This window comes from Azospirillum sp. P4_B5 (assembly GCF_056402275.1).
Map to the genome: position 1 here is coordinate 38,875 of NZ_JBFUHT010000035.1, position 12,452 is coordinate 51,326.

At 66.4% G+C, this 12,452-nt stretch carries 13 protein-coding genes and 1 pseudogene; 12 read left to right on the plus strand and 2 right to left on the minus strand.

The genetic code is table 11. The features are described 5' to 3' along the window. The first annotated feature begins 92 nt into the window (after positions 1-92). The gene (locus AC1DVI_RS23625; RefSeq protein ID WP_476960040.1) at positions 93-497 is read left to right on the plus strand and encodes a DUF423 domain-containing protein; all 405 of its coding nucleotides are present in this window, start codon (positions 93-95) and stop codon (positions 495-497) included. Positions 498-515: 18 nt separating this feature from the next. On the opposite strand, the gene AC1DVI_RS23630 is transcribed toward AC1DVI_RS23625, so the two are convergent. Further along, a complete protein-coding gene (locus tag AC1DVI_RS23630) occupies positions 516-875 on the minus strand; it encodes an ArsR/SmtB family transcription factor (protein ID WP_476960041.1) in 360 nt (119 codons plus the stop codon). Between the two features lie 257 nt (positions 876-1,132). On the opposite strand from AC1DVI_RS23630, the gene AC1DVI_RS23635 reads away from it, so the two are divergent. The 8 genes from AC1DVI_RS23635 (at position 1,133) to cas5c (ending at position 9,273) form a co-directional block, all read left to right on the plus strand. Further along, positions 1,133-1,360, plus strand: coding sequence for a sulfurtransferase TusA family protein (locus AC1DVI_RS23635; RefSeq protein WP_137105360.1), 228 nt, complete (start codon positions 1,133-1,135; stop codon positions 1,358-1,360). 168 nt (positions 1,361-1,528) lie between these two features. Next, positions 1,529-2,458 (plus strand): histone deacetylase family protein, encoded by a 930-nt coding sequence (locus AC1DVI_RS23640; RefSeq protein ID WP_149167075.1) that lies wholly within the window; start codon positions 1,529-1,531, stop codon positions 2,456-2,458. A gap of 156 nt (positions 2,459-2,614) precedes the next feature. Then, on the plus strand, positions 2,615-2,869 hold the full coding sequence (locus AC1DVI_RS23645; protein WP_149167076.1) for an exodeoxyribonuclease VII small subunit: 255 nt from the start codon (positions 2,615-2,617) through the stop codon (positions 2,867-2,869). After that, on the plus strand, positions 2,832-3,761 hold the full coding sequence (locus tag AC1DVI_RS23650) for a polyprenyl synthetase family protein (protein ID WP_149167077.1): 930 nt from the start codon (positions 2,832-2,834) through the stop codon (positions 3,759-3,761). Before AC1DVI_RS23645 ends, AC1DVI_RS23650 begins: the two co-directional genes overlap by 38 nt. A gap of 18 nt (positions 3,762-3,779) precedes the next feature. Further along, positions 3,780-5,696, plus strand: coding sequence for a 1-deoxy-D-xylulose-5-phosphate synthase (gene dxs / locus AC1DVI_RS23655; RefSeq protein ID WP_476960042.1), 1,917 nt, complete (start codon positions 3,780-3,782; stop codon positions 5,694-5,696). A 237-nt stretch (positions 5,697-5,933) separates the two neighbouring features. Next, positions 5,934-6,842 carry a sensor histidine kinase gene (locus tag AC1DVI_RS23660; RefSeq protein ID WP_476960043.1) on the plus strand — a complete coding sequence of 303 codons (909 nt, stop codon included), beginning with the start codon at positions 5,934-5,936 and terminating at the stop codon, positions 6,840-6,842. A gap of 89 nt (positions 6,843-6,931) precedes the next feature. After that, positions 6,932-7,672, plus strand: coding sequence for a TlyA family RNA methyltransferase (locus tag AC1DVI_RS23665; RefSeq protein WP_476960044.1), 741 nt, complete (start codon positions 6,932-6,934; stop codon positions 7,670-7,672). 464 nt (positions 7,673-8,136) lie between these two features. Next, a complete protein-coding gene (gene cas5c, locus AC1DVI_RS23670; RefSeq protein WP_476960045.1) occupies positions 8,137-9,273 on the plus strand; it encodes a type I-C CRISPR-associated protein Cas5c in 1,137 nt (378 codons plus the stop codon). 73 nt (positions 9,274-9,346) lie between these two features. On the opposite strand, the pseudogene AC1DVI_RS23675 reads toward cas5c, so the two are convergent. Continuing rightward, positions 9,347-9,751: pseudogene (locus AC1DVI_RS23675) on the minus strand (ATP-binding protein); the annotation flags it as partial. A gap of 157 nt (positions 9,752-9,908) precedes the next feature. On the opposite strand from AC1DVI_RS23675, the gene AC1DVI_RS23680 reads away from it, so the two are divergent. The 3 genes from AC1DVI_RS23680 to AC1DVI_RS23690 all read left to right on the plus strand — a co-directional run bounded on the left by AC1DVI_RS23680 (position 9,909) and on the right by AC1DVI_RS23690 (position 12,084). Next, the gene (locus AC1DVI_RS23680) at positions 9,909-10,277 is read left to right on the plus strand and encodes a nuclear transport factor 2 family protein (RefSeq protein ID WP_476960046.1); all 369 of its coding nucleotides are present in this window, start codon (positions 9,909-9,911) and stop codon (positions 10,275-10,277) included. A gap of 49 nt (positions 10,278-10,326) precedes the next feature. Beyond that, a complete protein-coding gene (locus AC1DVI_RS23685; RefSeq protein WP_476960047.1) occupies positions 10,327-11,175 on the plus strand; it encodes an alpha/beta fold hydrolase in 849 nt (282 codons plus the stop codon). A 63-nt stretch (positions 11,176-11,238) separates the two neighbouring features. Further along, positions 11,239-12,084 (plus strand): helix-turn-helix domain-containing protein, encoded by an 846-nt coding sequence (locus AC1DVI_RS23690; RefSeq protein WP_476960048.1) that lies wholly within the window; start codon positions 11,239-11,241, stop codon positions 12,082-12,084. Positions 12,085-12,452 lie beyond the last annotated feature (368 nt).

A 12,452-nucleotide genomic window follows, 5' to 3' on the forward strand; every position in this document is an offset into this window, starting at 1 on the left:
TAAGCAAAGGGTGGGCCAGTTGGTTACGAGATCGAACTTTTCCCGCCGCCCGCAATCGGCGGAATGCGGGAACGCCAGCGTGGAGAGGACCTATGGGATTGGTTGATCGGCTCTGGGTGGCCTTCGCGGCCCTGAACGGTGCGGTTGCGGTGGGGGCCGGCGCTTATGCCAGCCATGGGCTCGCCGACGACCCGCGGGGGCAGGAGCTGTTCCGGCTCGCCGGGCAATACCAGATGTGGCACGCCCTGGCCCTGGTCGCCCTGGTCGCTCTGCTGCGCACCGCCGATGGCCCGGCGCGCTTGGCGCTGCGCCTGTCGGGGTGGCTGTTCGTGGCCGGAATCCTGCTCTTCAGCGGAACACTCTACGCCACGGCAACCAGCGGCCCGCTCTCCTTCGCCATGACGGCCCCGACCGGGGGCAGCGCCTTCATTCTGGGCTGGCTGGTCCTGGCCCTGGCGGTTCTTCTGTTCGGGCGGCGCTTCTTCGGAAAAGCCTGAGCCGAGAAGGAGCCGCGCTCAGGCCGAAGCGCTGCTGGGTTCTTCGGCGGAGGTGGGGGACTCCTCGTCCTTCTTGCGGGCGACGGGCGCGCAGAACAGATCGTGGAGCGTCGCCATGATGGTCTGCGCTTCGTGACCGTTCAGCGAGTAATAGATGTTCTGGGCGGCGCGGCGCGTCCGCACCAGCTTGTCGCGGCGCAGGCGGGCCAGATGCTGGGACAGGGCCGACTGGCTGAGGTCGACCAGTTCCTCCAACTCGCCGACCGACTTCTCGCCCTCGGTCAGATAGCACAGGATGAGCAGGCGGCGCTCGTTGCTCATGGCTTTGAGCAGCGTGCTGGCCCGCCGTGCGTTGCTCTGCAGATCGGCAATGTTCATGAAACGACCGTTTCCATCGGCGCCAAGCAACAGCGAACCGTTGCGCCCAACCTTTGCGCCGCAGCACCGCCGTTTATCGTTCGTGTTCAATCATATGGAAGAGTGTACCGCCCTGTCTACCCGTGGATGTCCCGTAGTCGAAAGAATGTTCCCCGTTCCGCGAAAGCACCGTTCAACGGGTTGAAGGCGCGTGCGCCACCGTTCTAGACTCGCGGCCTCGAATCGTTGCGGCGGTGACCGAAGGAGTTCAAGGAACGATGGCCGACCAGACGCTCGACGCCAAGGGGCTGCAATGCCCGTTGCCGGTGCTGCGCGCGCGCAAGGCGCTGAAGACGGTGCCACCCGGATCGACGCTGACCGTCGAGGCGACCGACCCCAGCGCGCCCAAGGATTTCGCCGCCTTCTGCGAGGCCACCGGCAACCGGCTGGCCTCCAGCGTGGAGGAGGGCGGTGTCTACCGCTTCGTGATCGAGCGTTGCGCCTGACGGCGCCGATGAGCGGTATGGCTTGCACGTACGCCGCGCAAAAGGGGTGGGGGCGGCGGTTGGGGGATGTGACGATAAGCCCCGCAATCATCCTGTACTTTCATTAGCGTTCCGGGAAGAATGGACGCAGGGAAATGCCTCGAACACGAACGAAAAAGACAGAAAAGCATGTTCACCACCCTGTTCACCCACGCCGCCTGCCTGGACCACGACACAGGGCTGGGCCATCCGGAATGCGCCGACCGGCTTCGCGCGGTGCTGGCGGCTCTTGAGACCGAAGAATTCTACATGCTCGAACGGCAGGAGGCGCCGCTCGCCACCTTGGAGCAGCTCTCCCGGGCGCACCCGCAGGAGCATGTCGAGCGCATCCTGGCCCTGGTCCCGGAACAGGAGCACGCCGGCATCGACGCCGACACGGTGATCTCCCCCGGTTCGGGCGAGGCCGCGCTGCGCGCCGCCGGGGCGGTGGTCGCGGCGGTGGACGCGGTGGCGTCGGGCCATTCGCGCAACGCCTTCTGCGCCGTGCGGCCGCCGGGGCACCATGCCGAGCATGAAAAGGCCATGGGCTTCTGCCTGTTCAACAACGCCGCGGTCGGCGCCTACCACGCGCGGGCGGCGCACGGGCTGCAGCGGGTGGCGGTGATGGATTTCGACGTCCACCACGGCAACGGCACGCAGGACATCTTCCAGCGCGACCCGGACCTGCTCTATTGCTCCACCCACCAGTCGCCGCTCTATCCCGGCACGGGCGACGCGGGGGAGAAGGGCGAGTACGGCAACTGCGTCAACGCGCCGCTCGCCGCCATGTCCGGCTCGCCAGAGTTCCGGCACGCGATGACCCACATCATCCTGCCGGCCATCGATCACTTCAAACCGGACCTGCTGATCATCTCCGCCGGATTCGACGCCCATTCGCGCGACCCACTGGCCGGCCTGCACCTGACCGACGACGACTTCGCCTGGGCCACCCGCAAGCTGGGCGATCTGGCCCGCACCCATTGCGGCGCCCGCATCGTGTCCGTGCTGGAAGGCGGCTACAACCTGCGTGCGCTGGCGTCGGCCACCGCGGCGCATGTGCGCGAATTGATGTATTGCTGAGCTTTCCGACTCTTCCGGCCGATTCTTCCGGCTAGGCCCGTGGTGGGAGCGTGATACGCCCGCCGCGGGCCTTGCGCATTTGGGGGCTGAGCCATAATTTCGGTTTTCGGTCCCATCGCGGGCACCCCATCGTATGGATCATTGGCCGGATGGATCATGGCTGACCTCGCTCACATTCCCCCCGACATCGCCGCCCTCAGCTTCGAGGACGCGCTGGCCGAGCTTGAGCGCATCGTGCGCCAGCTCGAAGACGGGCGCGGCAAGCTCGACGACGCGATCTCCTCCTACGAGCGCGGCACTGCGCTGAAGCGGCATTGCGAGGCGAAGCTGCGGGAGGCCCAGGCCAAGATCGACCGCATCACCGTTGCCGCCGATGGCACCCTCGGCACCGAACCCGCCCGGATCGACTGACGTGCAGACCGACCTCAAGACAGCCATGGCCGACATGGCCGCCGATGTGGAGCGTGCGATCCTGCACCTCCTGCCGACCACCGACCTTCCCGAATCGCGTGTGCTGGAGGCGATGCGCTACGGTTGCCTGAACGGCGGCAAGCGGCTGCGTCCCTTCCTGGTGTGCCAGTCCGCGGCGCTGTTCGGCGTCAACCCGGATTGCGCGCTGCGCGTCGCCGTGGCCGTGGAGTTCGTCCACAGCTACTCTCTGGTCCACGACGACCTGCCGGCGATGGACGACGGCGAGTTGCGCCGCGGCCAGCCGACCGTGCACCGCAAGTTCGACGAGGCGACCGCCATCCTGGCCGGCGACGGGCTGCTGACCTACGCCTTCGAGGTGCTGGCCGATCCGGCGACCCACGAAGACCCGAACGTGCGCTGCCAGCTCGTGGCGGCGCTGGCCAAGGCGGCCGGACCGCACGGCATGGTCGGCGGTCAGATGCTCGACCTGATCGCCGAGCATGAGACCTTCGACCTCGGCACGACGACGCGGCTCCAGCGCATGAAGACCGGCGACATGATCGCCTTCTCCTGCGAGGCCGGCGGCATCCTGGGCAAGGCCCCGCCGCCGCAGCGGCTTGCGTTGCGCGCCTACGCCCACGATCTCGGGCTGGCCTTCCAGATCGTCGACGACCTGCTGGACGTCGAGGGGACGGAGGCGGAAACCGGCAAGTCGGTCGGGCGCGACGCGGAGGCCGGAAAGTCGACCTTCGTGTCCATCCTCGGGCAGGACCGTGCCCGCTCGCAGGCCGCGATGCTGGCCGTCCAGGCCAAGGCGCACCTGGAGATCTTCGACGGGCGCGCCGATATCCTCAAAGCGGTCGCCGACTTCGTCGTCGCGCGGCGGACCTGAACGGAGGACGTTTCGAACGTGACCCCCAACGACAAGACGCCGCTTCTCGACCTCGTCCGCACCCCCGCCGACCTGCGCGCGTTCAAGCCCGAACAGCTCCGGCAGGTGGCCGACGAGCTGCGCACGGAAACCATCAGCGCGGTGTCGGTGACCGGCGGTCATCTGGGCGCCGGGCTGGGGGTGGTCGAGCTGACCGTCGCCCTGCATTATGTGTTCCAGACACCGGCCGACCGGCTGATCTGGGACGTCGGGCACCAGTGCTACCCGCACAAGATCCTGACCGGGCGCCGCGACCGCATCCGCACCCTGCGCACCGGCGGCGGGCTGTCGGGATTCACCAACCGGTCGGAGAGCGAGTACGATCCCTTCGGCGCCGGCCACAGCTCCACCTCGATCTCCGCGGGGCTGGGCATGGCGGTGGCGCGCGACCAGCTGGGCCGCGACAACCATGTGGTCGCCGTGATCGGCGACGGCGCGATGAGCGCCGGCATGGCTTACGAGGCGATGAACAACGCCGGGTCGGCGAACAGCAAGCTGATCGTCATCCTGAACGACAACGACATGTCCATCGCCCCGCCGGTCGGCGCGATGAGCGCATACCTGTCGCGGCTGATCTCGTCGAAGCCCTATCTCAGCCTGCGCCATCTGGCCAAGGACATCGCGGAGCAGCTGCCGCGGCCGCTGCGCACGGCGGCGCGGCGGGCGGAGGAGTACGCCCGCGGCATGGTCACCGGCGGCACGCTGTTCGAGGAGATGGGCTTCTACTACATCGGCCCGATCGACGGGCACAATCTGGACCATCTGCTGCCGGTCCTGCAGAACGTGCGCGACGCCGACGACGACAAGCCGGTCCTGATCCACGTCGTCACCAAGAAGGGCAAGGGCTACGGCCCCGCCGAGGCGTCGGCCGACAAGCTGCACGCGGTGGCCAAGTTCGACGTCGTCACCGGCGCCCAGTCGAAGCCCAAGTCCAACGCCCCGACCTACACCCGCGTCTTCGCCAACGCCCTGATCGCCGAGGCGGAGCGCGACCCCAGCGTGCTCGGCATCACCGCGGCCATGCCCTCGGGTACGGGTCTCGACCTGTTCGGCCAGCGCTTTCCCGACCGCTGCTTCGACGTCGGCATCGCCGAGCAGCACGCCGTGACCTTCGCCGCCGGGCTGGCGACCGAGGGCTTCAAGCCCTTCTGCGCGATCTATTCAACGTTCCTGCAGCGCGCCTACGACCAGGTGGTGCACGACGTGGTGCTGCAACGCCTGCCGGTGCGCTTCGCGCTCGACCGCGCCGGTCTGGTCGGGGCTGACGGGGCGACCCACGCCGGGGCCTTCGACGTGGCCTATCTCGGCTGCCTGCCCGACATCGTGCTGATGGCGGCGGCGGACGAGCTGGAGCTGATGCATATGGTGGCGACCAGCGCCGCCATCGACGACCGCGCCTCGGCGCTGCGCTACCCGCGCGGCGAGGGGGTGGGGCTGGAACTGCCGGAGCGCGGCGAGGTGCTGCCCATAGGCAAGGGCCGCATCCTCCAGGAAGGCACCAAGGTGGCGATCCTCAGCTACGGCACGCGTCTGGCCGAGGCGCGCAAGGCGGCGGCGGAGCTGGGCGCGCGCGGCCTGTCCACGACGGTGGCCGACGCGCGCTTCGCCAAGCCGCTGGACGAGGAGCTGGTGCGCCGTTTGGCGTTGGAGCATGAGGTGCTGATCACCATCGAGGAGGGCTCGGTCGGCGGCTTCGGCAGCTTCGTGCTGCAGCATCTGGCGATGGCCGGGCTGCTGGACGGCGGGTTGAAGATCCGCCCGATGGTCCTGCCCGACCGCTTTCTCGACCATGACAGCCCGACGAAACAGTATGAGGAGGCCGGTCTGGCCGCTCGCCACATCGTCGCCACCGCGTTGCAAGCGCTGGGGATCGAGGCGGCGGCGGTGCGGGCCTGAATCCGGAAGGAAAGCGCCGCCGGCTCGATCCTGGACGAAGGGGCTAATGCCATTAGCCTAAGGTTGGGCGGGGCGCTTTCTCTGGTGCGGCTGGGACTGCTGTCTTACAATTCGAAAACAATAGATAATTAACGTATCCGGCGGGACTGGGTTTTGTCGAACATGCCTCAGGTGTTTGCAGCGGGCGCTGGGCGCGCATCCGACGAAAACGGAGCTTCGGCTCAGGATGGTCCGGGGATGTTCCGGTCCATCGTTGAAGCGTCGCCGATGCCCACCGCCGTGGTCGACGGCGCGTCCTTCCGTTGTCTTTACGCCAACGCGACCATGCGCGCCCTGGGCTTGGTACCAGGGCATCCCTTGCCGGACCGTTTCCCGGAGGCCTCCGCCGCGCGCGTCGCCGAGGCGCTGGCCAACGGCGAGGGCGCCCGCCTGCGGGTCTCCGGGCCGGACGAAGTGTCCTGGAACCTTGATCTGGCCGCGCTCGACGGCGGCCCGTCGCTGCTGGTCACCCTGCGTCCCGCCGAATCCGAATCGACCGAGACCGCCCAGCATCACGCGCGGGAGGTCAGCCACCGGGTCAAGAACACGCTTCAGCTCGTATCCAGCCTCTTGACGCTCCAGACCCTGTCGGCCAAGGACCCGGACATGCGCCGCGCCTTCCAGGAGGCGTGCAGCCGCATCGGCACGGTGACCCAGGCGCACCAGCGCGTGCACGCCGCCGCCCGCGGCAGTCTCGTCGATTTCGGGGCCTATCTGAGCGATGCCTGCCGGGAGATGGAAAGCCACTTCGCGGTCGGCGGGCCGGAACGGCGCATCGCCGTGACGGTGGAACAGGCGATGCTGCCGGTGGATTCGGTGATCCCGCTCGCCCTCATCGTCAACGAACTGGTCGGCAACGCCACCAAATACGCTTACGCGGCAGGCAGCCCGGGAGACATTGAAGTCAGCCTCGTGCCGCAAGACGAGGGTGGCCATCGCTTGACCGTCTCCGACCATGGGCGCGGTCTGCCACAGGGATTCGAGGTGGCGCGTGCCGACACGCTGGGCATGAAGGTGGCGCGGGCCTTCGCCGGCCAATTGAAGGGCAAGCTGCGCGCGGAGCCGAACGTTCCAGGCACCCGCTTCGTCCTGGATCTGCCTTTCTGACCATCCTTCGCTCGTGACGGTCCATCGCCTCTTGCCGAACGCCGCGTCCTGCGCCATGCATCCACCCTCGTCGATGGGGGAGTTCTGAGATGGCGCGGGTGCGTGCGGATGTGGCGCTGGTGGAGCGCGGGCTGGCGGAAAGCCGCGCCAAGGCGCAGGCGCTGATCCTGGCCGGGCTGGTCTATTCCGACACCAAGCGCATCGACAAGGCCGGCGATCCGATCGCCGAGGACGCTCCTCTGTCGGTGAAGGGGCAGGACCATCCCTGGGTGTCGCGCGGCGGGTTGAAGCTGGTCAAGGGGCTGGACGCCTTCGGCATCGACCCCACCGGCCTGACCGCCATCGACGTGGGCGCCTCGACCGGCGGCTTCACCGACGTGCTGCTGACTCGCGGTGCCGCCAAGGTCTATGCGGTGGACGTCGGGCATGGACAGTTGGCCTGGAAGCTGCGCAACGACCCGCGCGTCGTGGTGCTGGAGAAGACCAACGCCCGCCACTTGACCAGCGCCGAGATTCCCGATCCGGTGGACATGGTGGTGTGCGACGCCAGCTTCATCGGGCTGGAGGTGGTGCTGCCGGCGGCGCTCGCCCTGACGGTGCCGGGCGGGCAACTCGTCGCCCTCATCAAGCCCCAGTTCGAGGTCGGCAAGGGCCGCGTCGGCAAGGGCGGGGTGGTGCGCGAGCCGGAATTGCACCAGGAGGTCTGCGACCGCATCCGCGGGTGGCTCGACGCCTTGCCGGGTTGGCGCGTGCTGGATATCACCGAAAGCCCGATCACCGGTCCCGAGGGAAACAAGGAGTTCCTGATCGGGGCGGTGAAGGACTTCTAGATGGAACCATAAACTGTTACGAGAGCACGCATAAACCGCACTCCGTGGAACCATAAAATGGTCCGCTGCAACCGCGCGCCAAGATCGCCGACCAGGATGTTGGGTGGCTGTGAAACAGCGCCCAATGGACAATTTTTCTTGTGAAATAGGATGCGCTTTCTGCGTGTTGTGGTCGCTTGGCCAAGGCTCGCTTTTGGATTGCTTTCATGGTCAGGAAGGGTAGGTTTCGTGATGGTTGAGAAATAATATTTACTCCTCCCATCTGTAAATAAAAAGGCATCTATGGAATATAAATTGGATCAACGTCTTTTGATAAACCTAATAGAGAACTCAAATAATCAGTATTGAATAGAATGATGATCTATATATCGGTGAATTTTTCTATGATTCACTTACGAATGCCCGATTTCAGAGAGGTGGAATTCGACTGTCCTGCTGGTGAACGCTCACCGTAGGAGGCCCGCATGTCGCACAGCGTCACATTGCGCGTCTCGGGGGCCCGGGCTTGCTTTTCCCGCGCGGAGTCGAAAACCGAACGCGTCTCCTATGATGTCATTACTCCGTCCACCGCTCGCGGTATCTTCGACAGCGTGTATTGGCGCTCTGGGCTGCGCTGGATCATCGACCGCATCCATGTCCTCAAACCGATCCGCTTCCAGTCACTGAGCCGCAACGAGATCGGCAACCGCATTCCGCTTGCCTCCGTGCGCCAGGCCATGCGGAACGGTGCCTTTCAGACCCTGCCGCGAATCGCCGCCGACAACCGGCAACGACGCGCCGCCACCATCCTGGTCGAGGTCGATTATCTCATCACCGCCCGCCTCACCCTGACCGATGACGCCCCGGTTGGGGACCGGCTGGACATCCCCCTTGGCATCTTCACCCGTCGCGCCCGGCGCGGCCAATGCTTCCGCTCCCCCTGCCTCGGCACCCGCGAGTTTCCGGCCGACGTCATGCTGTGGGAGGGCCCCCCCGATGCACCAGCTCTCCGACGACCAGCGCGACCGCGACCTCGGTCTCATGCTCCTGGACATCGATTACGCCAACAATCATGCCTCCCGTTTTTTTCATGCCGTCCTGCGCGACGGCGTCATCTGCGTTCCGCCTTTTGTTGCGGCGGCGGTGCGGCCATGAGCGTCCTTGCCGCTCTTGCCGCCCATTACGACCGGCTGGAACGCTGCCATGACGTCGTCCCCTTCGGCTTCACCCGCGAATGCATCACCTTCGGGCTCGTGCTGTCCACCGATGGTGAGGCCGTCGCCTGCGACGATCTGCGGCTCGGGGCGAACGGCCAGAGCCACGGGCGGCCGATGACGGTGCCACGCTCGTTCAAGCGGTCGGGGATCAAGCCTCCTCCGTTCTTCCTGTGGGACAGCAGCCGCTATGTCCTCGGGCTCGGACGCTCGGCAGAGGGGAGCAAACCATGGGCCTACGCCGACCGCGCTGCCGCCTTCCGCCACTGGCACGAGCGGCTGTTCGACGGCACGGACGATCCTGGTCTGTTGGCGGTCCGTGCGTATTCCGGTGATTGCGCGCGGTGGTTCCAGCGCGAAGGTGTCCACCGATTCCGGTCGATGGCGTCCAGGTGTTCCGGCGGATGACGTCCACTCCGCGCGGGGGCAGCCTCGGCTGGCTGCTGGATGACGTGTAGGTTGCAGAAGCGCGGCGGCCGGGTCAAGCCGTCGCGGCGAACGCGTTGCGCTTGCGCATGGACTCGCCGGCCAACTCGATGCGATGGGCGCTGTGCAGCACGCGGTCCAGGATGGCGTCGGCCAGCGTCAACCCGCCGATCGCCGCGTGCCATTCCGGCACCGGCAACCGGCTGGTGATCAGCGTCGCCGCGCGGCCGGTTCGGTCGTCGATCACCTCCAGCAGATCGCGCCGCTGGTCGGCGGTCATCGGCGTCACGCCCCAGTCGTCCAGGATCAGCAACTGAACGCGCGCCAGCGTCTTGAGCAGGCGCGGATAGCGGCCGTCGGCGCAGGCGAGCGCCAGATCCTCCAGCAGCCGCGGCGTGCGCGTGTACAGAACCGAGAGGTTGTCCCGGCAGGCCCGGTGCCCGAAGGCACAGGCCAGCCGTGATCTCGATCCCGCCGATGGCCATCTTGCACAGCTATGTGGTCACCGGGCCATCAAAGGCTTTTCCTTTACCTCCCACGTAATCGCAGATGGATCGCGGAATGACGATGCTGTGGGTGTCCGGTCGATCCGGGCAATCCTACAAAGGAGTTCCGCCATGACGAATGCCACCCAAATCGCTCAGCGCTACATCGACACATGGAACGAGACAGCCCCCAACCGCCGGCTGGCGTTGCTCATTGAACACTGGAGCGATGACGCGCATTACCTTGACCCGATGATGCAGGCAAATGGCCACACCGGCATTAACGCCCTGATCGGCGCCGTGCAGCAGCGGTTCCCGAGTTGTCGTTTCTTCCTGCACGGCACGCCCGACGGTCACAACGACCGCGTGCGCTTCTCCTGGTCCCTCGCTCCGGCGGGGGCAGAGCCCATTGCCGGCGGCACCGACTTCATCCGGTTGGCCGCCGATGGACGCATCCGCTCGGTGAGCGGCTTTCTGGACCGGGTTCCGGAAGGTGCATAGCGCACCGGCTTTCCCGTCCCGCAGCGTCCCGAACGCAGGAGCACCAACTATGAACATGCCTTCGATATCTCCCGCCGACCCGGCCCAGCCCGGCTTCATCCACACGGACGACGGCGTAAAGCTTTACTACCGGGATTGGGGGCTGGGGAAACCCGTCGTCTTTCTGTCCAGTTGGTCGCTGAACTCCGACTCCTGGGCCTATCAGATGTTGGCGCTGACTGAGCGCGGTTACCGCTGCGTCGCGTACGACCGTCGCGGCCATGGCCGGTCGAGCGACCCGGGAATCGGCTTCGACTTCGACCGGCTGGCCGACGACCTCGCAACCCTGCTCGACACGCTGGATCTGGACGGTGTTACGTTGGTCGGCCATTCCATGTCCTGTGGGGAAATCATCCGCTACCTGAGCCGGCACGGCAGCCGCCGCGTTTCCCGCACGGTTCTGGTCGGCACGATGACACCAACGCTTTCCCGGACCGACGACCACCCTGACGGAATCGATCCTGCCGTCTTCGAAGCCTTCCGCTCGGATTGGCTGATGCGGGACTTTCCGGCATGGCTGGAGGACAACATTCGCCCCTTCATGACGGCGGACAGTTCACCCGGCATGATGGCCTGGGTGAAATCGATGGCCTTGCAAGCCTCGATGAAGGCGCTTCTGGACTGCCATCGGGCGACGACGTCCACCGACTTCCAGCGGGAGCTTCGGGACATCACCGTGCCGACCCTGCTGATCCACGGCGATCTGGATGTCTCCAGCCCGCTTGGCATCACCGGAAGGAAAACCGCCGAGTTGATGCCGAACGCGACGCTGACCGTCTACGAGGGGGCGCCGCACGGTCTGTTCCTGACGCATATGGACCGCTTCAACCGCGACCTGCTGACCTTTCTGGATGCATGATCGGCAGCGTTGGTATCATGTGGAGCGCAAAACACCGAAAACGCCGGACCGGAGGCCGGAACAATGCCGCAAACAGCCACCCGGCACCGACCGCCCCCCAGGACCGTGCCGCGCCAACCGGTCGGCGAGTTGCTGCGCGCGTGGCGCAAGCGGCGTGGCTTGAGCCAACTCGACCTCGCCTGCGAAGCCGACATCTCGACCCGGCACGTCAGCTTCTTGGAAACCGGGCGCTCGCAGCCCAGCCGGACCATGCTGCTCCATTTGGCGGAGCGGATGGACATTCCGCTGCGCGACCGCAACGCGCTGCTCGCCGCCGCGGGCTTCGCGCCGGTCTTTTCCGAACACCGGCTGGGCGATCCGGAGATGCAGGCCGCCCGTCAGGCGGTCGATCTCGTGCTGACCGGGCACGAGCCTCACCCGGCGTTGGCCGTGGATCGGCACTGGACGCTGGTTGCGGCCAACCGGGCGGTCGCCCCGCTGCTCACCGGCGCTTCGCCGGACCTTCTCCAGCCTCCGGTGAACGTGCTGCGCCTCAGCCTTCACCCTTCCGGGCTGGCACCGCGGATCGAGAACTTCGCCCAGTGGCGGGCGCACATCCTGCACCGGCTGATCCGGCAGATCGACGTCAGCGCCGATCCCGTGCTGGCTGCGCTGTTCGGCGAGTTGAAGGGCTACCCGATGCCCGGCGGGCAGGCTCCGCACGGCCGGGGCGAGCCGTTGTCGTCGCATGATGGCGTGGTGGTTCCTCTGCGGCTCAGGACGGAAGCCGGGACGCTCAGCTTCTTCAGCACCACGACGGTGTTTGGAACGGCGGTGGACATCACCTTGTCCGAACTGGCCATCGAAGCTTTCTTTCCGGCTGACCTCGCCACGGCGGAAGTGATGCGGCAGACCCTTGCCCAGTTGTGAGGGACTGAGGTGATCCCCGTTCCCCGGTTCTCCCGCACTTTGCGTGGATCAGGTTGCGAGGAGATCGCGACGGCGCAGCAGATCGAAGCTGGCGCGTCCGTACATCTGACGAGACCAATCGCATCAACAGGTTCAACCTTCACGACACGGCAGTCCGGGATCACAGAAAGCTCTTGCATGCTCCATTACATAGGATCCGCCGAGGCGCCGGCTCCAGCGGAGCTATGCGGGAAAGTGGGTGATGGTCTGGTCAGGCGGCGCTCTGTGACGCGGTTTCCGTGACCTCGATGCCATCGCGGAATGTGACGCCCTGGATGACCTTGGGCAACTGGTTTTCCCCCTGCAGGCGACGCCAAGTCTTCGCGGCG